This window comes from Micromonospora humidisoli (assembly GCF_016900955.1).
Taxonomy (GTDB): Bacteria; Actinomycetota; Actinomycetes; order Mycobacteriales; family Micromonosporaceae; genus Micromonospora; species Micromonospora wenchangensis.
The window spans coordinates 409,866-430,709 of record NZ_JAFEUO010000003.1 but is presented as its reverse complement, the minus strand read 5'-3'; the positions used below and the strand labels follow the sequence as shown (position 1 = coordinate 430,709).

The following is a 20,844-nucleotide window of genomic DNA, read 5'->3' as shown; positions in this document are numbered from 1 at the left end:
GAACGGATCGGACCAGCCCGCTCCACCCGTCCCATATCCTCCGGCGACGCTGGCGGTTCGCCGGCCGGGCCGACCCGATCGGCGGGCACCGCCCCACGATCGGCGGGCACCTGTGACACCGGCCGGACACCCTGGACATCGCCCACCTTCGGTCACTCCTGCCCGTCACGGTGAGTGCTCGGATGAATTGCCTCTGTTGCATCGGCGCACGTCAGCCTATGCTCCCCCCTTGGGTACGACGCAACCCCGCGCAGCCGCGTCGGACGCCACACCCACCCGTTCACGCAAGATCCACACAGGTAAATGCCGCAGCACCCGGAACTGTCCGATCGACAACATCCCGGAGTACCGCCGCAGGCCCGGAAGCCGCCACGATCGTCGCCACCGGGCGCTACCGAGGAGGGCACGGCAATGCGTACAGGGCGATCCCGCCACTGGACCAGCTGCCTGGTCGTCGCCATGGTGGCCGCCCTCGCCGGCTGCGCCGACCCGCCGGAGACGACCTCCGCCCCCGCCCCCCGACCGGCCAGCGACGACCGCCGGCCCACCGAGGCGGAGCAGGCGGCCGAGCGGGCCGCGCTGGCCGCGTACGCCGGATATCTGGAAGCCTCCCGGGAGGCGAGCCGGGACAGCGACCCCCGCCATCCCAAGCTGACCCGGTTCCTGGGCGACCCGCTGCTCACCCGGGTCCGGGTGGCGATCGACGACGCCCGCCGGCACGGCGCGGTCCGCACCGGGACGTTGACGTCGGAGCCCTCCGTCACCTCGGTCAGCCTTGACAGCGACCCGCCGACCGTGGAGATCCAGGACTGCCTGGACGCCACCGGCTACCGGCTGGTCTACCGCAAGGACAAACGGGTGGTGCCCGGCTCGGCCGGCACCCGGCACCTGGCCACCGCCACCGCGACCCGCTACCCGGACGGCCGCTGGCTGATCAACTCCGGTGCCGCCCACGAGGACCAGCCATGTTGACCCGGGAAGGAACGCCCGTGCCGACCCATTCCGCCACCGTTTCCCGGACCGGCCCCGAGCCCGCCGCCCACCGTCCACTGCGACCCGTCGGTGGAGTGCCCCGCCGGGTACTCACCGGTCTGCTGCTGGCCGTGCTGGTGGCCGTGGCCGCGCCACCCGCCCCGGTGCAGGCCGCCGGCCCGGGGGTGGAGTGCCCGCCGGGCCAGAACGACTGCAGCGTCTGGGACGACGACCCGGGCACCCCCGGCGACCCGGGCGGTGGCACCGGGCCGGGCAGCCCGAACAGCCCCGGCGCGGCCCCGAAGTGCCAGTGGAACGGCAAGCCGCTGCCCTGCTACAACCCGAACCTCGGCTGGTTCGACAACTCCAGCGGCTGCTACTACAAGGTCGCCGAGCCGCAGGAGGAGGCCCCCGAGGGTCAGGTGTGGTACGTCCGGACCTGCAACGGGGGTGACCTGGGCGCGCAGTCGATGGTGCTGCTGGACGGGCCGCCGCCCGGCTTCGGCACCCCGCCCGACCCGGAGGAGTTGGCCCGTCGGGCGCTCGCCTCGATCAGCCTGCTGCCGCCCCGCGCGTCGGTCGCCCCCCGGCGCAGCCTCGGCCCCGGCCTGGTCGGCCTGCCGGTCTGGATGTGGGCCAGCAGCGGCGAGAACTACTTCGGCCCGCTGCGCGCCTCGGCCAGCGACCGGGGTCTGACCGTGGAGATCACCGCGCGGGTCCAACGGATCGTGTGGGACATGGGCAACGGCAGGAAGATCACCTGTAGGGGCCCCGGCACGCCGTACAAGGCGACCGGTCCGAACGCCGGCAAGAAGTCGCCGACCTGCGGCTACGACGGCTACCCCAAGGTCGGCAACTACCGGGTCAGCGCCACCACGTTCTGGAACGTGCACTGGGTCGGCGGCGGCCGCAGCGGCGACATCGCGCAGACCCGCACCAGCGGCGTCGTCGACATTCAGATCAAGGAACTTCAGGTGGTGACCCGATGAGCGCCCGTGCCGAGCTGATCTTGCGAGACCCTCAGTCGCGAACGGAGACGTACCAGTGAGTCTGGCCACCCGCGATGGCGCCCCGGTGGACGCGCCGATCGCCCCGCCCAAGGTGGTCCGGCAGCGCCGTACCCGGCCCGGCCTGCTCGGGCTCGCCGTGCTGCTGATCGCGTTGGGCGGCCTCGGCGCGGCCTTCGCGGTCACCTCGGTACGGGCCACCGGCAGCTACCTGGCGATCGCCCGCCCGGTCGAGGTGGGCCGCATCCTGACCGCCGACGACCTGGTCAGCGTGCAGGTCTCCGGGGGTGCCGGGCTGTCCCCGGTGCCGGCGAAGAAGCGCGACGAGGTGGTCGGCAAGCGGGCCGCCGTGTCGTTGGTCCCCGGCTCGCTGCTCACCATGGCGCAGCTCACCGACGCCCCGCTGCTCGGCCAGGGGCAGCAGCAGATCGCGCTCGGCCTGGAGCCGAGCAGGGTGCCGGCCCGCAAGCTGCACCCCGGTGACAAGGTGCTGCTGGTCAGCACCCCGGACGAGGACTCCGACAGCTCGCCGTCGTCCACCCGGTTCACCGCCACGGTGATCGACACCCTCACCCCGGAGAACGACGACGTGGTGATCTACCTGGCGCTCGCGGTCCGGGACGTCCCGGCGGTGGTGGTGCTGGCCGCGCAGGAGCGGATCGCCGTCGTGCTGACCGAGGCGGCCTGACCATGGCCATCATCGCGCTGGTCTCGGCGAAGGGGTCGCCCGGCGTCACCACCACGGCGCTGGCCTGCACCCTGAGCTGGCACCGGCGGCTGGTGCTCGCCGAGTGCGACCCGGCCGGCGGCTCGGTGCTCGCCGGGTACCTGGGCGGCCAGCTCGACGGGCCGCGCGGCATCGGCGAGCTGGCCGTGGGTGAGCTGCGCGACGGCAGCCTGGAGTCGACGTTCTGGTCGCAACTGGTCGACCTGGACGCGCCGCGGCGGGAACGGCTGCTGCTACCCGGGGTGGTGGACCCGGCGCAGGCCGGCAGCGTAGCCCCGCTGTGGCAACGGTTCGCCGACTTCTTCCGCACCCTGGAGAAGGGCCGCCCCGGCTACGACGTGATCGTCGACTGTGGACGTCTCCAGGTCTTCGGGCCGCCCTGGCCGCTGCTGCGCGCCGCCGACGTGGTGCTGCTGGTGACCCGGGCGCAGCTACCCGGGCTCTCCGGCACCCGGTCGATGATCCGGGCCATCGAACGGGACTTCACCCACCACCGGGTGCCCCCGGGCACGCTGCGGCTGGTGGTCGTCGGCGACGGGCACGGCAAGGCCGAGATCGGCAAGGCGTTGGGGGTACCGGTGATCGCCCGGTTGCCGGAGGACCCGCGTACCGCGCAGGCGCTCAGCTTCGGCGGCACCGTCCGCGCCGGACGGCCGCTGATGCGCGCGGCGGCCGGGTTGGAGGCCCCGGTACGGGAACTGCTGGAGCAACGGCGGGCCCGGTTGGCCTGGCCGACCCCGGCACAGGGGGTGCCGGATGCGGTTTGAGCCGGTCTCCCACGACCCACGAACCCCGCCGCCCGGGGTCACCTCCACGATGCCGCCGCTGGCCCCGGTGAACGGCCGGCACCACACCCCCGCGCCACCGCCGGCCGCCGCCCCGCCGACGCCCGCGCCGGTCGTGCCACCCCGGCCGAAGGTGGACTTCGCGGTGGTCCGCGAGCTGCGCCGGGAGCTGAGCGAACGGCTCACCCAGTGGCAGCGCGGCCGGGAGTTCGACGCCGACGCCGAGGAGGTCGAGCGGGCCCGGCTCGCCGTCGCCGTGGTCTCCGGCTACGCCGACGCGGTACGCCGGGCCGGCACCCCGCTCAGCGCCGACGAGGAACGCACCCTGCTCGACCAGGTGACCGCCGAACTGGTCGGGCTGGGCCGGCTACAGACCCTGCTGGTCGACGACACCATCGAGGAGGTGCACATCCTCGGCTGTGACCAGGTGCGCATCACCCGGCACGGCGGTGGGGTCGACTGGGGTGAGCCGATCGCCGACAGCGACGACGAGCTGGTGGAGATCCTCCAGGCGGCGGCCCGCCGGGCCGGGGCCACCGAGCGGTCACTGTCCACCTCGAAGCCGACGCTGGACCTGCAACTGCCCGACGGCAGCCGGTTGGCGGCGGTGTTCCTGGTCAGCCACCGCCCGTACGCGGTGATCCGTAAGCACAACACGCTCGACGTCAGCCTCGACGACCTGGCCGGCAGCCGCCCCGACCTGGACGAGATGATCGACCCGCTGCTGCGCGACTTCCTCCGGGCGTCCATGCGGGCCGGGTTGAACATCATGGTCGCCGGGCTGGCCGGGGCCGGCAAGACCACGGTCATCCGGGCGTTGATGGACGAGATCCCGCCCGACGAGCCGTACGTGCTGCTGGAGGAGAGCCGGGAGTTGCTGCCGGCCCGGCGCGGCGACAAGCACCGGGCGGTGATGAGCTTCGAGGCCCGGGAGGGGCACGGCGAACGCGGCCTGGACGGTCGGCCCGCCGGCGAGGTGAGCATCGCCGACCTGATCCCGCTGTCGCTGCGGATGGGCGTGCTGCGGATCATCGTCGGTGAGGTCCGGTCCCGGGAGATCGTGCCGATGCTCCAGGCGATGACCACCAGCCGTGGGTCGATGTGCACCATCCACGCCCGTACCCCGGCCGGGGTCAGCGAACGGATCATCGAGCTGGCCCTGGCCCACGGCCGGGAGATGACCGTCGACCAGGCCCGCCGGATGGCCGGCAACGCCCTCGACCTGATCGTCTACGTCACCGTCGAGGACGAGACCGCGATCGGCGGACGCAAGCACCGGTTCGTCTCCCACGTGGAGGAGGTGATCGGCGTCGGCGACGCCAACCGGATCACCACCACCACCGTCTTCGGGCCCGGCCCCGACGGTCGGGCCATCCCCCGCCACCTGCCGGAACGGGTCCGTGGGCAACTGCTGCGGGTCGGCTACGACGCCCGGCTGCTGTCCCGTTTCATCGAGGCCGGCGCGGGCGCGTGGCGTCGGCCCCGGCACAGCCGCCTCGCCCCGGCGGTACGCCGATGAGCACCATCGAACTACTCGCGGTGGTCTCCGGCGCGGCCTGCGTCGGCGGGATCGTGCTGGCCGTGGTGGCGCTGTTCGGCACCACCAAACCGACCCGACCGGCCCGGAGCTCGACCACCGGGCTGCGCCGGCTCTGGCTCGGCTCCGGCACCAACCGGCGGGACCAGCGGGCGCACCAGATGACCCTGGGCGCGGCGGCGGTGGCGGGGGCGCTGGCGTTCCTGCTTACCGGGCTGCCGGTGGTGGGGCTGATCGTGGCGGTGGCGGTGCCGGGCGTGCCCTGGCTGTTCGCGGTGGGTCGGGCCGAGGAGCGGGCGATCACCCGGATCGAGGCGGTAGGCGAGTGGACCCGCCGGCTCAAGGACGTCTCCAACACCGGACAGGGCCTCCAGCAGGCGATCGTCACCACCATCGCCACCGTCCCGGAGGAGATCCAGGAGGAGGTACGGCTGCTCGCCGCCCGCCTCCAGGCCGGCTGGACGGCCCGGTCCGCCCTGCTGGCGTTCGCCGACGAGATCGGCGACCCGGTCTGCGACCAGGTGGTCGCCGCGCTGATCCTGCACCTGACCGACCGGGGCGAGCGCCTCGGCGACGTGCTCGGCTCCATCGCGTCGGCCGCCTCCGCCGAGGTGGCCACCCGGCGCGAGGTGGAGGCCAAACGCACCCAGCCCCGGTTCGCGGTCCGCTTCCTCACCGGGATGACCCTGGCCGTGCTGGCGTACGGACTGGTCAACACCGAGTACGTCAGGCCGTACGGGACGTTCTTCGGTCAGGTGCTGATGGCGGTGCTCGCCGCAGCGTTCATCGCCCTGCTGGCCTGGGTACGCGCGATGAGCCAGCCCCCGCCGCCGCCCCGGTTCCTGCCCAGGCCCGACCCGGCGGAGGTGGTCGCGTGACGCTCAACTGGCAGCTCACCATCGCGGTGCTGGGCGGGGCGGCCATCGGGCTCGGCCTGTTCCTGCTGGTCCGGGAGGCGCTGCCGGCCTCCCCGGCGCTCGGCCCGGCGCTGCGCCGGCTGCACCAGCCAGCGGGCACCGCCGTCGCCGCCGGGCGGGGGCCGGACTGGTTGGGGGGCTTCTCCCGCTGGCTACGCCCGCCGCACCGCCAGCTCGCCCTGCTCGACCAGACCCCCGAGCAGTACACCATGTCGATCCTGCTCTCCGCCCTGGTCGGGTTGGCCACCCCGACGGTGGCGGGGGCGCTGCTCTTCCTGGCCGGGGTGGGCATGCCGGTGGTCGTACCGGTGCTGGGCAGTCTGGGGTTGGCGCTGTTCTGCGCGCTGCTCGCGCACCGGTCGGTGCTGGCCAAGGCGGACACCGCCCGGGAGGAGTTCCGCGCCGCGGTCTGCACCTACCTGGACCTGGTGGCGTTGCAGCTGTCGGCGGCACACGGCCCGGTGCAGTCGCTGGAACGCGCGGCGGCGGTCTGCGACGGCTGGGTCTTCGCCCGCATCCGGGAGTCGTTGCGGATCGCCCAGATGCAGATGCACTCGCCCTGGGACGAGTTGCAGGAGCTGGCCGAGAAGATCGGCATTCCGGAGCTGGGCGACGTCGGGGCGATCATGCGGTCCTCCGGCAGCGAGGGCGCCCAGGTGCACGAGACGCTGCGCAGCCGCGCCGAGTCGCTCCGGGACCAGATCCGCACCGACAACCTGGCCCGCGCCGAGGGCGTCACCAGCCGGCTGGACATTCCCGGCTCGCTGCTCGTCTTCGTACTGCTGGCCTTCGTCCTCTATCCGTTCATCGCCCGCCTCTGATCAAACCCTCCCCAAGGAGTCCCGCCATGCACCTCGTCACCTTCCTCTACGTGGCCACCGTGGCCCGCCTGGCCGAGCTACGCCGCGAGGCGGATCGGGGCGACAGCCCCGTCCCGACCGCCGTGATCATCGCCGGTCTGGTGGTGGCCGGGGCCGCCGTCACCGGCATCGTGTTGACCAAGGCCACCAACTGGATGAACAGCATCGCGAACCCGTGACCCGCATCCCCCTGGCCATCTCGCGCCGGGACCGGACGGCCCCCACCGCCCGGTCCCGGCGCGCACCCCGGCGTGCACCCGACGCCGGGCGTGCCGTGCCGGCCCGGCTGCGTGCCGCCGGCCGGGCCGCCCACCACCGGCTCACCGCCGGGGGTACGGACCGGGGGGCCAACCCCGTGGAGCTGGCCGTGGTGATGCCGGCGGTGCTGGTGCTGCTCTTCGGCTCCGTCCAGATCGCCGCCTGGTTCGTGGCCCGGTCGACGGCGATGCACGCCGCCCAGAGCGGGGTGAACGCGCAGCGGGTCCTGGAGGCGCCGGCCGGGGCGGGTGAGGCCCGCGCCAAACACTTCCTGGGTGCCGCCGGGGACTGGCTGGTCGGCGCGAAGACCACCTGCGCCACCACCGCGACCGAGGTGACCTGCACGGTCACCGGGAAGTCTCTGAGCGTCATCCCGGCCGTCCGGTTCGACGTCCGGCAGACCGCCCACGGCACCGTCGAACGGTGGACCACCCCGTGACCGCCCACCCGCCCCGGCGCACCTGGCGCGACGTGCTGACCCGACCCGCCCGACGGCGGGTCCGGGGCGACCGGGCCGTCGTCCCCGCCCCGCGACCCGGCTACCCCGACGGGATGGTCGGGCGGCCCGCCGGGCGTCACCGGGACGACGTGTCGGTGGACCGGGCGGCGGGGCGTACCCGGGGATCGGTGTCGGTGGAGGTGGCGGTGCTGGCCCCGGCCTTCCTGGCGCTGCTGATGCTGGCCGGGGTGGCCGGCCGGGTCGCGGTGGCCGACGAGGCGGTGGAGGCGGCGGCGCACGACGCCGCGCGGGCCGCCTCGATCGCCCGCGACGCCGGCACGGCGGAGAGCGCCGCCCGGTCGGCCGCCCGCCGTCAGCTCGACTGGCGGGGCCTCAACTGCGCCAGCGCACCCCAGGTCACGGTCTGGGGTTCCACCCGCAACTCCGACCACACGTCGCTGAGCACGGCGTTCCGGCAGCAACTCGGCGAACCGGTGAGCATCTGGGTCCGGGTGAGCTGCACGGTCTCCTTCGCCGGGATGCGCTTCCCCGGCCTGCCGATGGGCGACAAGCGGGTCGAGGCCACCTTCGGCTCCCCACTGGACCGTTACCGGAGCCGGCAGTGACCGCCCGCCCCACCGGTGACGAGGGCCGGATCAGCCTGTTCCTGGCCGTCACCATGATCGGCGTGCTGGCGATCATCGGTGTCGCGTACGACGGCGCGGGCCAACTGCGTACCCTGCAACGCGCCGACGACCTGGCCGCCGAGGCGGCCCGCAGCGGCGGCCAGGTGATCGACCGGGCCGCCGCCATCGAAGGCCGGCCCAAGGTGATCGACGAGCCGGGTGCCCGCGCGGCCGTCGCGCAATACCTGCGGGGCAACTCCGACGTGACCGGCCAGCAGGTCAGCTTCCCGGTGGTCGCCGGCGAGAAGCAGATCAGGGTACGCGTCACCGTCGTCTACCGCCGGCACCTGCTCGGTCTGATCGGCATGGACCGCACCGTCACCGTCGCCGGCGAGGCGACCGCCCGCACCCTCACCGACCGACCATGAACCCGCTGGCCCGGCGGACCCGTCGGCCCACGCACCCGGTGCCCCCGCACCGGCAGACCGTAGGAAGGAGGGCAGCATGACCACACCGCGTGGCTCCACCGCCCGACGTACCGGCCAGTTGCTCACCGGCTTCGGATCACTGGTGGTCCTGATGGCGTTGCTGGTCGGCGCACCGGTGGCGCTGCTCGCCTTCGCCGGCAACCCGCTGCCCGACCACCTGCCCACCCTCACCGAGGTCGGCACCGTACTGACCAGCCGGGACGACGGGCAGCTCTTCATCCGGGCGCTCGCGCTGGTCGGCTGGTTCGGCTGGGCGACGTTCACCTTCTCGGTACTGGTGGAGATCGGTGCCCAGCTGACCCGCCGGCAGACGCCCCGGCTGCCCGGTATGCGCCGGCAGCAGCGGGCGGCGGCGGCCCTGCTGGGCTCGGTCGCGCTGATCATCGCGGCCAGCCCGGCGGCGAGCGCGGCGGTGACCCTGACCCAGCCGATGCCGGCCGCCGCCGGCACCGGGGTGGCGACGACGCTGGACACCTCCCGTACCGGCCTGGGCGCCGCCCCCAGCGCCGGCATCGGTGGCGCCGTCCTCGGTGCCGTCCCCGGTACCGGTCTCGGTCCCGTCCCCGGTGCCGAGAAGCCGGCCGCGAAGCCGGTGTACCGGGTGGCCCGGGGCGACTACCTGGGTGAGGTCGCCGAACGTTACCTGGACGACTTCGACCGCTACCCCGAGGTGGCCCGGCTCAACGACCTGCGCGACGCCGACCGGATCCGGCCGGGTCAGCTCATCAAGCTCCCCACCGAGGCCGACGACACGGGTGCCCGTCGGCACGCCAGCGGCCACCTGGTCCCGAACACGCCCCGCAAGCCGTCCCCGCGCCCGCCCGCCACCACCCCCGGTGGCCAGGCCGACCCGCAGCACCAGGGTGCGCCTTCCACCCCGGGCAAGCCGACCGGGCCCGCCGCCTCGAAGCCGACCGGTCCGGCCACCCCGAAGCCGGGGAAGATCGGGCCGGCCACCCCACGGACGGCCACCCCGCAGACCGCCCAGCCCCCGGCCGAACGGCCGGTCGGCGTGCCACCGGCGATGGCCGCCGGGGCGTCCCGGGCCACCCCGGCCGACGCGATCAACAGGCCGCTGGCCGTGTCGGCGGTACTGGCCGTGGCGAGCATCGTCGGCGCGCAGATCGGTGCGGTGCTCGGCCTGCGTCGCCGCCCCGTCCGGGTGACCGCCGGCCGCACCTCGGCCGCCCGGATCGCCGCCGCCCGGATGTCCACCAGCCGCACCACCACCGGTCGTACCCCGGGCCGTTCGATGGGCAGCCGTGCCTCCGCCGCCCGAGACCTGGTAACCGGCCGCCACCGCCGCGACTGACCCGATTCCCCTCCGCACCCCCACTCGCCCCACCCCGGGCCGCCCCGACCAGCTCGCCCCGGCGAGCGCCGACCCGACCAGTTCGCCCCGGCGATCAAGAGGTTTGCGTCAAGTGATCAAGAGGTTTGCGTCAAGTTGGAGATCAACTTTGACGCAAACCTCTTGATCAACCGTCAAATTGCGGGGGCGGGCGGTTTAAGGCGGGAGCGGGTGGGTCGGGGAAGGTGGCCTGGAGGGTGCCGACGATCGCCGTTGGCAAACGGCCAGCAGCTAGCTGCGACGGGAACAACGCTGCCAGCACAGCCCGCTCAGGCGCTCGCGAGATCACCTCGCGCCTAGAGAATGCTTAACGGGCGAAATCATGATCGAAAATACAGCGCCTAGCCCTTTTCCCGACACGGCTCGGGCCGTGCGGACCGTTGCGACCATGGTCGCTCAGTAGGTAAGTTCTTTATTCCGCCTCCCGCTAAACCCAACTGGTTCGGCCAGAGCGCCGGGTCGACCGAAGAGCATCCGTAGTCTTCGCCAACTTCCCTTGGAGCGTGCAGCGGCATGCAGTCGTGCATCGAGCGGTACCGCGTCGTCGAAGCGCATTACCATCGAGAACAGCCCAGCCTCCACGAAGATCTCGCCCTGCTCGACTTTCAGCTTCGGTTCGTGACGCTATGCGCGGCCAGCCTCCTGCGTGGCGCAGACCCGGAGCAAGTCAACCTCAGCCGCGCGCCCGGATTTGGCACCTGGATTGCCTTTCTCCGTCGCACCGCGTCCTTACTTGGTACCGAGATCCGCTCAGGGGGCAGAGGAAAAGCCGAACGCAAGATCTTCGATCTAGTGTCACAAGTACTCCAGGTGCAACAGAGTTACAAGGACCCATCCACAGCCTTTCATACACTGGAAAGGCTGCGCAACCACTTGAGTCACGGCGGACCAGTGCCGGTCGGAATTCATGCTGACGAACTCCTCATGCAAACTCAAGCGGCAACCAAATCCACTTCTGCCGCAATATACAGCTTCCTTTCCGACGCAGCCGAGTCGACACAAAGCGGCGAACACTCCTACACGGAACTGAATTTCGTATGGCCCGACGTCAAACTAACCTTATGGCCATTCATATGCGTGGACGCTTCCGGAAATTGGTGCTTCTACGCGCAGTACACGGGCGGGGTTCCAGTCTTCATTCGACCGGGCCCCCACCCGGTCCGATTGGACCTAAGGGACGAGCACCTCATCTTGGCGCTATCGACCTCACTGTCTACCGTGCGCGAAGACCGGACAGTCTCGAATTTCATTTCAGAACTACGGGAAGACTTATCCGGATTCCGGGACCGCGACTTCGAGCCTCATCATCACTTCGACACCAATGGTAGCGTGACCTTCATCTGGCTCCGAGAGGTAGCCGACAGCAACGAAGAGAGAATTGACAGCTTCCGTATTGAAGTCGACGGACAACGCCAATGGCGTTCTGCGGACGGAACCTGGCAGCCCTACTCCTACTTCTTACGCGAGCTTGCGAATTGGCCAATGGTCGCCAGGCGGATTCGGCAGCAGCTCGAAGAATTTGAGGCACGGCTTTCAACGGAGGAAGCAACGACGCTGGGCTGGTCACAAGAAATCGAGACTTCCATCGAGCCTGAAATCCGCCTAGCAGATCTGCACGGAACACAACAGCCGGAGCGACTGAACTTCGAACAGCTACGGCAGCGCCTTGACGACGGAATCAAGACGGTCTCCGGGCAGACGCATATCTATTTCATGACGGGAGAGGCAGGCATTGGCAAAACACGCACCCTCGTCAAGGCAGCACTAGAACGTGCTCGCCAGGTCGAAGACGACTCTGGGCCAATCGACCATCTCCCCTTGTTCCTCTACGTCCGCTCCACGGGGCAGGTACTCGACAGCCTGCAGACGGTTGTGCAGGCTGCAGTTGCGGCGACAAAAAATCTTACAGAAGCCACCGTGCGCACACTGAGTCGCAATGGGTTGATGGTGCTTCTGATCGATGGTTTCGATGAGTTGCTTGGCGGCGTCGGCTACCAGGATGCCCTGGGTTCCCTGAGGTGGTGGATCGAGAGCCTTAGGGGACGTGGGGCAATTGTTGTATCCGCGCGGTCCTCGTACTATCTGAATCAGTATCGATCTAGCCTGAGACAAAACTCGGGGATTTCCGACCTAGCGGTGGCGCATCACGTCGCTGAACTGCAAAGGTGGAGCACCGGGCAGGTCCTGGATTACCTGCAGTCTCACGGACTCAGTCCGCGTGACCTACTCGGGCTGGGCGAAAACGACAAGAAGCTCCTGCGCCTGCCCTTCTTTGCCCGCGTGTTCGTTGAAGACCGACGAATTTCTCGGGCCGGCGCTCTATCCAGGCCACTTCCCGAGCGGCTTTTGGAGCAGTATCTGATTCGGGAGGAAGCTAAGCTTTTGGGTCCGGCGGGTGCCCGAGACGCGCTCCTTAGCCGCGACGAGCTAAGGCAAATGTTCGAGAACCTTGCCGACCTGATGGCGGAGCAACACGAGCGCGAGGTAACGATAGAAGAGCTCCGCTATGCAACCCAGATCGCCATCAATAACGATGACCTAGAGAGCCGCCGAGGCTTGACGAATCGCCTTTCCGTCTTGTGCGGATTGGCCGTATCGACCAATTCAGATATGAAGGAGCGCCGCTTCGCCTTCCAACATGAGCTGTTCTACGATGAGTTCCTCGCAGGAGCAATCCTGCGTCAGCTAACCGACGGCGGAGTTGAGACCGTCTACCAGACACTGAGCAAAGCCCAGTGGCGTGCCGCCACAGTAGCCAGTGTTGTCCGAACGGCGCAGTCTGAGATACGAGATTTGCTGCGTTCGGCGGGCGGCCGGTCAGCGCAGCTATCAACAGATCGAGTGACCGCTTTTAGGTCAAATATCGGATCTTTGTGGGCAGAACTTGCCCGCGAATCCGGCCGGCTGGACAACGAGATCATAGAAGAGGCAGTGTTCGACACACTGGACCTTCGCGGTGTCTCATGCGAATCCACAAAGCTCGTGCGGTGCCACTTCGGCATCCTGAGTCTGCCGCCCGCCGGTCCGTGGCGTCTGGCAATTCAGGACACGACCATCGATACCCTAAAAGTTCAGGGAACTGGCGAGGTGCTGGCCTCACTATCAGGTATCAACCCTGAACACGTCTCACAAATCCTAACGGCCGAGACATTTGCGGAGGCACCACGAGATGTCGTGGCAGCACTTCACCGGCTGGGTGTTGCACTACCCGTGCAGCAAGAAGAACAGCAAGACAGTCAACTCGTCGAAGCAGTCCGCTTCTTTCTGCGAAAAATGGAGGACCGCGTCGATTCGATCGTTATAACCGATGCCACCCTGCAGCACAACACCGACAAGGAGCGCTGGAGTCGCATATTTGGCACCGGCGCGTGGGCTGACTTCGTGAGGGCGATGAAGCAGGCCGAAGTCGTTGAGCTTGAATCGTTACAGGCAGGTGGGCCCTCCAAGTCTCGCTTGCGCTTCCTTCGACCGCCTGCTCTCCTGCTGGATAGTGACAACGAAGACGATCGCGTCCGCGAGTTTTGGCGGCTCGTTAGGCGTGCCGGCTAGAATGGACCACATCGTGTATTTGCCATTGTTGGTTTGAAGTATGCCGCGCTACCCAGGGCCGGCTGGCCCGGGGCGGACGTCAGCACCACATCGCCCGGCAGAGCTTCGCCGGGTCCTTCGCTCAGCCGTCCGGCGTGATCCGCTACCACCACTCGCCCCGGTCATCGACAGAGCCCGCACGAACACTTCAGGGTTTCCATCCCCCGCTACGAGCTTTCACACCTGGGCAGACGGCTAGGGGAGGCGGGTTTGGAGGGTGCCGTCGACCACGCGGGTGGGGAGGATCTGCTGGTCGGTGGCGGAGGGGCCGTGGACGACCTCGCCGCCGTTGAGCCGGAACGCCGAGCCGTGCCAGGGGCAGACCACACAGGCGTGCCCGTCGATCTCCTGCACCTCGCCCTCGCCGAGCGGGCCGCTCTGGTGCGGGCAGCGCTCCAGCATGACGGTGACCTCGTCGCCGTGCCGGTAGAGGATCACCGAGACGTCGTCCACCTCACGGGTCACGAGCTTGCGCTGCGGCAGCCCGGCCAGGTCGGCCACCGGCCGCCACCCGTCGCCCATCCGGTGCAGCTCGGAGACGCTCTGGCTGACCTGCGCCCCCTGCTTGTACGCCAGGTGCCCGCCGAGGTACGCCCCGGCGCTCGCCGCGCCCAGCCCCAGGTAGGCCAGGGCCCGCCCGACGCCGTGCCGGCCGGTCAACCGGGCCGCGAGGGAGCCGGCGTAGAGGGTCAGGCCGACGGTGTTGGCGGCGGCGTGCACCAGCCCCACCCGACGCTGGTCCCGGGAGAGTTCCGCCCAGTCGTTGAGCCCGGCCACGGCGGCGGGAACCGCGCTCACGGTGCCCAGCGCGACCAGGGTGGTGGCCGCCCGACGTTGGCCGGGGAGCAGGTCGACCACTGCGGCGCTGATCCAGGCCCCGACCGGCACCTGCACCATCGCCGGGTGCAGCGGATGGCCCAGGAAGACGCCGTGCAGCAGGTCGCGTACCCGCTGCGGGCGCAGGGTCGCCTGGACGGCACGCTGCAACCGGTCGCCGGTACGGTCCAGCGCGGTGGCCTGTTCGAGTTTCGTCATCAACGCTCGCACCCCGTCCGACTTCCCGCCTGACCGGGTCGCAAACCGGGCGACCGGCACCAATCCGGGTTCCCGCCCCGATCGACTCGACAGCGCCCAGGCGACACCATCGACCCCGCAACATCCCGCCTCCGGCGTCGCGCATCCGTCGTTTCGGCCACGAAGATCCACTCAACGGAGTCTCGACAGCGGCATCAGCGCCCCGGGACACCGCAACATCGCCCCACCAGCGCCACGACCCACGGGCGCGGCGCGTGCGGGATGCTGGAGGGATGGCGGTGCATGTTGTCCGGGACGGGGCGGTGACCACGGTGATCCTCGACCGGGCGGCGTCCCGCAACGCCGTCGACGGGCCGACCGCGCGGGCGCTCGCCGACGCGTTCCGCGCGTTCGAGGCCGACCCGGACGCCCGGGTCGCGGTGCTCTGGGGCGCGGGCGGCACGTTCTGCTCGGGCGCCGACCTCAAGGCCATCGGCACGCCGAGCGGCAACCGGGTCGAGCCCGACGGCGACGGCCCGATGGGTCCGACCCGGATGGCACTGTCCAAGCCGGTCATCGCGGCGATCTCCGGGTACGCGGTGGCCGGCGGCCTGGAACTGGCGCTCTGGTGCGATCTGCGGGTCGCCGAGTCGGACGCGGTGCTCGGGGTGTTCTGCCGACGCTGGGGGGTGCCGCTGATCGATGGCGGCACCGTACGGCTGCCCCGGCTGATCGGCCGGAGCCGGGCGATGGACCTGATCCTCACCGGCCGTCCGGTGCCCGCCGACGAGGCGTACGCGATGGGGTTGGTGAACCGGGTGGTCGCGCCGGGTGAGGCACGGACGGTGGCCGAACGGCTGGCCGCCGAGATCGCCGGGCATCCGCAGACCTGCCTGCGCAACGACCGGGCGTCGGTGCTGGCCGGGGAGGGCCGGCCCGAACCGGAGGCGCTCGCCATCGAGCTCGCCTACGGGATGGACTCGCTCGCGTCCGACGCGCCGGCCGGCGCGGCCCGCTTCGCCGCCGGTGCCGGCCGCCACGGCGAGTGAGTCGGCCCGCCCCCGGCCACCGCGCGATCAGGGGCCACGCAGCGGTCCCGGCCGGGCGTACCGCCGGGCGGGGGCACCGGATGCGGGCGGGCCGGCCGGCGCGGCGGTGAGCCGGGCCGGCCGGTGCGCCGGGTTCAGCTCAGATCGTCCAGGGCGCTCTGGATGGCCCGGTGGAACGTCGGGTACGCGTAGATCATGTGCCGGAGCTGGCTGACCGGTACGGCCGCGTGCACCGCCACCACCAGCGCCGAGAGCACCTCGCCGCCGGCGGGGCCGACCGAGGTCGCCCCGATCAGCACCCCCTGGTCGGCGTCGGCGATCACCTTGATGAAGCCGCCCGGCTCGCTCTTGTGGATCCAGCCCCGGGTGGACGACGACAGCTCGGTGAACCCGACCTGCACGTTGATGCCCCGCTCGCGGGCCTGCCGCTCGGTGAGCCCGACCGCGCCCACCTCGGGGTCGGTGAAGGTGACCCGGGGCAGTGCCCGGTAGTCGGCGCGGGGCACGGTGCCGGCTGCGCCGCTCGGGCCGGCCGCGCCCATCGAACCCCCGACGGCGCTGGCCGCGCCCATGGCGCCACCGACCACGCTGGCGGTGCCGCTGGCGTCGGGGCCGGCCTCGGCCCGCCGGACCCCGTCGAGCACGTCGGCGACCACGATCGACGCCTGGTACATGGCGATGTGGGTGAACGCGCCCTCGCCCGTCACGTCGCCGACCGCCCAGATCCCGTCGGTGACGTGCATCCGGTCGTCAACCGGCAGGTAACGCTGCCCGGCGTCGATCCCGACGGTGTCCAGCCCCAGTTCGTCCAGGTGGGCCCGGCGGCCGGTGACCACCAGCAGTTTCTCGGCGCTGAACGACCGGTCACCGGCGTGCACGGTGAACGTGTCGCCGTCGTGCTCGACCCGGTCGGCCCGGACTTCGGTGGCGATCTCCACCCCGTCGGCGCGCAGCGCGGCGGCGGCCACCTCGGACGATTCCGGTTCCTCCAGGGCGAGGATCCGACCGGACGCCTCCAACACCGTCACCGCGACCCCGAACCGGGCGAAGACCTGCGCCAGTTCCGCCCCGATCGCCCCACCGCCGAGGACCAGCAGGCTCGCCGGCAGTTCCGCCACCTCGATCGCCTGGTGGTTCGTCCAGTACGGCGTGCCGGCCAGCCCGTCGATCGGCGCGATCGACGGGCGGGTGCCGGTGCCGAGGACGATGCCGTGCCGGGCCTGGAACACCTGGTCGCCGACCCGGACCCGGCCGGGGCCGTCAAGTCGGCCACTGCCGCGCAGGAACCGGCCGCCCTTGCCGGTGAACCGGTCCACCGCGGCCCGGTCGTTCCAGGTGTCGGTGGCCTCCTCCCGGATGCGCTTCGCCACCGGGGCCCAGTCGGCGCGGACCTGCGCCGACCCGGCCAGCCCGTCAACCCGGCGGGCCTCGGCCAGGGCGTTCGCCGCCCGGATCATCATCTTGCTGGGGACGCAGCCCCAGTACGGGCACTCCCCGCCGACCAGGTCCCGTTCGACGCCGACGACGCTGAGGCCGGCCTCGGCGAGTCGCCCGGCCACCTCCTCGCCGCCCACGCCGAGCCCGACCACGACCACGTCCACCAGTTCCGGCTCTGCCATCCCGCCAGCATTCCGCACCGCCCCGCCCCCGGCCACCGGTCCACCCCGGAATTCCCGCCCCGGTGCGCCGACCGCCCCGGGCCGGCGCAGCCGACGACGGCCGGCGGGACCGGACCGGGCAGCGGGGCCGGCCCGGATCAGCGCAGCCAGACCGGGTCGGCGCCGGGCACCTCCAGCGGCGGCGGGTAGTCGATGGTGCGGCGTACCTCGGGGGGCAGCCGCCACGGCTGGTGCACGGCCTTGCCGGCGACCGTCGCCAGCTCCGGCACCCAGCGGCGCACGTACCCGCCGTCGGGGTCGTAGCGTTCGGCCTGGCGGACGGGGTTCAGGCCCCGGTAGGGGCGGCTGTCGTTGCCGGTGCCGGCCACCCACTGCCAGTTGCCTGAGTTGTCGGGCACGTCGCCGTCGAGCAGCCAGCGGGAGAAGACCGCGAGGCCGGGCCGCCAGTCGAGGCCGAGCACCTTGGTCAGGTAGCCGGCGGTGATCAGCCGGGCCCGGTTGTGCATCCAGCCCTCGGCGTGCAGTTGGCGCATCCCGGCGTCGACGATCGGCATGCCGGTGCGGCCGTCGGCCCAGGCGTCCAGCGCCGCCGCGTCGTACCGCCACTGCTCGGTGGCCCCGCGCCGGTACGCCTTGACCGCGATCTCCGGGAAGGCGGCGGTGACCTGGTGGTAGAAGTCCCGCCAGCAGAGCTGCCTGACGAACGGGTGCCCCCGGTCGTCGGCCCGGTTCGCCACCGTCAGCGGGGACAGACAGCCGAACCGCAGGTACGGGCTGAGTCGGGAGGTCTCGTCGGCGGCCAGGTCGTCGTGGATGTCGTCGTACCGGGGAAGGGTGGGTAACCACCTGGTGAGCCGGCGTCGCCCGACGGACTCGCCGCCGACCACGGCGTCCGGCGACTCGCCCTTCGGTGCCGCCGGGAGCCGACCGACGGCGATCCCGTCCGGCAGCGTGACCCGCCGGGGCGCGGCCAGCTCCTCCCGCCACCGCGCCCCCGACCAGACCCGGTGGTACGGGGTGAACACCCGGTAGTGGTCGCCGCCGCCGGGCCGCAGCTCCCCCGGTTCGACGACGGTGACGCCGGGGAACAACCGCAGGAACAGCCGGTGCCTGTCGCATTCGGCGCGCAGCCGGCGTTCCCGACGGCGGGCGTAGCGGCTGACGTCGGCGGAGAGGCCGATCCCTTCGGCGTCGACCTCGCGGGCGAGCCGGATCGTCTCGGCCACCGGGTCGCCCCGGCGGATCACCAGGTCGCCGCCGAGCCCGCGCAGGGTGTCCCGCAGTTCGGCGAGGCACTGGTGCAGGAACCGGTTGCGGTTGGGCGAGTGGCCGGCCAGGGCCGGATCGAGGACGTACAGCGGCACCACCCGGTCGAAGGCGGCGCAGGCCGTCGCCAGTGCCGGGTGGTCGTGCACCCGCAGGTCGCGGGTGAACAGCACGACCGCCGTACGGCCGCTCACGACACCGCCGGGCCGGGCACCACGACCGGGGTGCCGTTACGGGTGAGCAGCGCCTTCGCGGCCACCGCCAGCCGTCGCCGCTGGGGCACCACGGCCCGCTGGACGAATACGTCGTAGTCCTGGGCGGCGACCTCGTCGAGGATGCCGCCGTAGAGGGCGTAGGCGGTGCGCATGCACGCCTGGGAGGCGGGGGCGAGCAGGGTGATGCCCGGTGCGGCGGCGGCGTAGTGGGCCTGGGCGCGGGTGACCTCGTACTCGACGAGGTCGCGGATCCGGTCGGTGCTGCGGCCGGCGGCCCGCGCGGCGAGCAGGTCCTCGCGGGTGACGTTGAACTTGGCCAGGTCCTCGTCGGGCAGGTAGGTGCGGCCCCGGTCGAGGTCCTCGGCGACGTCCCGGATGAAGTTGGTGAGCTGGAAGGCGAACCCGAGCTGCCGGGCCGGTTCCCGGGCGGCGGCCGGGTCGGAGCTGCCGAGGATGGGCAGCATCATGGTCCCGATGACCGCGGCCGACCCTTCCATGTAGTCGAGCAGGTCGTCGTAGGTCGGGTACGACATGACGGTCAGGTCCATCGCCATGCTGCGCAGGAACGACGCGAAGTCGGCGCGGTCCAGGTCGAACACGGCGATGGTGTGCAGCACCGCCGGCAGCAGCGGGTCGTCGACCGGTTCGCCGTGCAGGCCGGCGACGAAACGGGCACCCCAGGCGTCCAGCCGGGCGGCGCGTTCGGCGGGCGGCAGGTCCTCGGTGCGGTCGACGATCTCGTCGGCGTAGCGGGTGAATCCGTACAGGGCGTGCACGTGCCGCCGTTTCCAAGCGGGCAGCAGCCGGGTGGCGAGATAGTAGGTGCGGCCGTGGTGTCGGTGCAGCTCCTGGGAGCGGGCATAGGCAGCGGTGAGATCGGTGTCCACCGGGCCTCCTCGGATTCGACGCAGCAATCGACGCAACTCGTAACCCTAGGGTACGCTCCCCCACATGGCCAACGACGCAGTTGCGGGTAATGCGCTCCGCGTCGCACCGGCACAGCCGGAAGCGACGGACGATCCGGTCCGCGGCGTACTGGCCGCTTACGCCCGCGACCTGGTCAACAGCGTCGACGACACGCTGTCGGCGTTCCTCGCCCGTGAGGTCGATGCGCTGACGGAGATCGACGCAGCGATGGGCGGTTTCGCCGCGACGGCACGTGACTGCGTGCTGGCCGGCGGCAAGCGGGTCCGCCCGACCTTCGCCTACTGGGGCTGGCGGGGGGTGGTGGGCAGTGACGAGCCGCTGCCCGCCGTGCTGCCCGCGCTCGCCGCACTGGAACTCCTGCACACCTTCGCTCTGGTGCACGACGACGTGATGGACGCCTCCGACACCCGGCGCGGCCTGCCCACCGCGCACCGGGCCGCCGCCGAGCGGCACGTCACCGCCGGCCACACCGGCGACCCGCACCGGTTCGGCGAGTCGGTCGCCGTCCTCATCGGCGATCTCTGCCTGGTCTGGGCCGACCGGCTGCTCGCCCACGCCACCGTGCCGCCGTCCCGGCTCATGGAGGTGCGGCGCTGCTACGACCAGATGCGGGTCGAGACCATCGCCGGGCAGTACCTCGACGTGCTCGGCGAGAACGACGCGGCGAACTGGTCGGTGGACCGGGCGCTGCGGGTGGCCCGCTACAAGACGGCCAGCTACACCGTGCAGCGTCCGCTGCTGTTCGGCGCCTGCCTGGCCGGCACCGACGCCGACACGCCGCTGATCGCCGCGTACACCCGCTACGGGCTGGCGGTCGGCGAGGCGTTCCAGCTCCGCGACGACCTGCTCGGCGTCTACGGCGACCCGGCGGCCACCGGCAAACCGGCCGGCGACGACCTGCGTACCGGCAAGCCGACCACGCTGCTGATGCTCGCCCGGCAACTCGCCACCGGCAGCCAGCGGCGGGCGTTGGAGCGGGCCGGCGGCGTCACCGGCGGTCGGGAGCTGGCCCGGCTGGCCGAACTCGTCGCCGACACCGGGGCGGTCGCCCGGGTGGAACTGATGATCTCCGACCGGGTCGCCGACGCGCTGGCCGCGCTGGAGACCGCGTCGATCGACGAGACCGCGCGCACCGCGCTGACCGGTCTCGCCACCGCCGCCACCACGCGGCGGGCATGATGGGCAACTTCGTGAAGGAG

Annotated in this window: 19 protein-coding genes; 15 read left to right on the top strand and 4 right to left on the bottom strand. The window is 71.4% G+C overall.

The window, feature by feature from the left end; translation table 11 throughout:
• The first annotated feature begins 411 nt into the window (after positions 1–411).
• From JQN84_RS12680 to JQN84_RS12620, 13 genes are all read left to right on the top strand, one after another.
• Complete coding sequence (locus JQN84_RS12680; protein WP_204958561.1) at positions 412–972, top strand: hypothetical protein; 561 nt, start codon at positions 412–414, stop codon at positions 970–972.
• A complete protein-coding gene (locus JQN84_RS12675; RefSeq protein WP_372445974.1) occupies positions 966–1,961 on the top strand; it encodes a hypothetical protein in 996 nt (331 codons plus the stop codon). Before JQN84_RS12680 ends, JQN84_RS12675 begins: the two co-directional genes overlap by 7 nt.
• Positions 1,962–2,016: 55 nt before the next feature.
• Positions 2,017–2,667 (top strand): SAF domain-containing protein, encoded by a 651-nt coding sequence (locus JQN84_RS12670; RefSeq protein WP_204958560.1) that lies wholly within the window; start codon positions 2,017–2,019, stop codon positions 2,665–2,667.
• A 2-nt stretch (positions 2,668–2,669) separates the two neighbouring features.
• Positions 2,670–3,473 carry a CpaE/TadZ family protein gene (locus JQN84_RS12665; protein ID WP_204958559.1) on the top strand — a complete coding sequence of 268 codons (804 nt, stop codon included), beginning with the start codon at positions 2,670–2,672 and terminating at the stop codon, positions 3,471–3,473.
• Entirely contained in the window at positions 3,463–5,010 is a 1,548-nt protein-coding gene (locus JQN84_RS12660) for a TadA family conjugal transfer-associated ATPase (RefSeq protein WP_204958558.1), read from the top strand. The genes JQN84_RS12665 and JQN84_RS12660 overlap by 11 nt, the downstream gene beginning before the upstream one ends.
• Entirely contained in the window at positions 5,007–5,906 is a 900-nt protein-coding gene (locus JQN84_RS12655) for a type II secretion system F family protein (RefSeq protein WP_204958557.1), read from the top strand. Before JQN84_RS12660 ends, JQN84_RS12655 begins: the two co-directional genes overlap by 4 nt.
• On the top strand, positions 5,903–6,766 hold the full coding sequence (locus JQN84_RS12650) for a type II secretion system F family protein (RefSeq protein ID WP_204958556.1): 864 nt from the start codon (positions 5,903–5,905) through the stop codon (positions 6,764–6,766). Before JQN84_RS12655 ends, JQN84_RS12650 begins: the two co-directional genes overlap by 4 nt.
• 26 nt (positions 6,767–6,792) lie before the next feature.
• Entirely contained in the window at positions 6,793–6,984 is a 192-nt protein-coding gene (locus JQN84_RS12645) for a hypothetical protein (protein ID WP_204958555.1), read from the top strand.
• Positions 6,985–7,079: 95 nt separating this feature from the next.
• Positions 7,080–7,502, top strand: a complete 423-nt coding sequence (locus tag JQN84_RS12640) for a TadE family protein (protein WP_372445982.1) — start codon at positions 7,080–7,082, stop codon at positions 7,500–7,502.
• A 155-nt stretch (positions 7,503–7,657) separates the two neighbouring features.
• Positions 7,658–8,128, top strand: coding sequence for a TadE/TadG family type IV pilus assembly protein (locus JQN84_RS12635; RefSeq protein ID WP_307821229.1), 471 nt, complete (start codon positions 7,658–7,660; stop codon positions 8,126–8,128).
• Positions 8,129–8,181: 53 nt separating this feature from the next.
• On the top strand, positions 8,182–8,556 hold the full coding sequence (locus JQN84_RS12630; protein WP_239485392.1) for a hypothetical protein: 375 nt from the start codon (positions 8,182–8,184) through the stop codon (positions 8,554–8,556).
• A gap of 76 nt (positions 8,557–8,632) precedes the next feature.
• Entirely contained in the window at positions 8,633–9,928 is a 1,296-nt protein-coding gene (locus tag JQN84_RS12625) for a LysM peptidoglycan-binding domain-containing protein (RefSeq protein WP_204958553.1), read from the top strand.
• Between the two features lie 552 nt (positions 9,929–10,480).
• Complete coding sequence (locus JQN84_RS12620; RefSeq protein ID WP_204958552.1) at positions 10,481–13,516, top strand: NACHT domain-containing protein; 3,036 nt, start codon at positions 10,481–10,483, stop codon at positions 13,514–13,516.
• Positions 13,517–13,750: 234 nt separating this feature from the next.
• On the opposite strand, the gene JQN84_RS12615 is transcribed toward JQN84_RS12620, so the two are convergent.
• Positions 13,751–14,590, bottom strand: coding sequence for a Rieske (2Fe-2S) protein (locus tag JQN84_RS12615; protein ID WP_239485277.1), 840 nt, complete (start codon positions 14,588–14,590; stop codon positions 13,751–13,753).
• 272 nt (positions 14,591–14,862) lie between these two features.
• On the opposite strand from JQN84_RS12615, the gene JQN84_RS12610 reads away from it, so the two are divergent.
• A complete protein-coding gene (locus JQN84_RS12610; RefSeq protein ID WP_204958550.1) occupies positions 14,863–15,618 on the top strand; it encodes a crotonase/enoyl-CoA hydratase family protein in 756 nt (251 codons plus the stop codon).
• 134 nt (positions 15,619–15,752) lie between these two features.
• Here the strand turns inward: JQN84_RS12610 and JQN84_RS12605 are convergent, their stop codons facing one another.
• The 3 genes from JQN84_RS12605 to JQN84_RS12595 all read right to left on the bottom strand — a co-directional run bounded on the left by JQN84_RS12605 (position 15,753) and on the right by JQN84_RS12595 (position 19,605).
• The gene (locus JQN84_RS12605; protein ID WP_204958549.1) at positions 15,753–17,237 is read right to left on the bottom strand and encodes a dihydrolipoyl dehydrogenase family protein; all 1,485 of its coding nucleotides are present in this window, start codon (positions 17,235–17,237) and stop codon (positions 15,753–15,755) included.
• A gap of 137 nt (positions 17,238–17,374) precedes the next feature.
• Positions 17,375–18,697: a cryptochrome/photolyase family protein gene (locus tag JQN84_RS12600; RefSeq protein ID WP_204958548.1), complete on the bottom strand. Its 1,323-nt coding sequence runs from the start codon at positions 18,695–18,697 to the stop codon at positions 17,375–17,377.
• Positions 18,694–19,605 (bottom strand): phytoene/squalene synthase family protein, encoded by a 912-nt coding sequence (locus JQN84_RS12595; protein ID WP_204958547.1) that lies wholly within the window; start codon positions 19,603–19,605, stop codon positions 18,694–18,696. The genes JQN84_RS12600 and JQN84_RS12595 overlap by 4 nt, the downstream gene beginning before the upstream one ends.
• A 64-nt stretch (positions 19,606–19,669) precedes the next feature.
• Here JQN84_RS12595 and JQN84_RS12590 point away from each other — a divergent pair, with 64 nt between their 5' ends.
• Positions 19,670–20,824 (top strand): polyprenyl synthetase family protein, encoded by a 1,155-nt coding sequence (locus tag JQN84_RS12590; RefSeq protein ID WP_204958546.1) that lies wholly within the window; start codon positions 19,670–19,672, stop codon positions 20,822–20,824.
• Positions 20,825–20,844 lie beyond the last annotated feature (20 nt).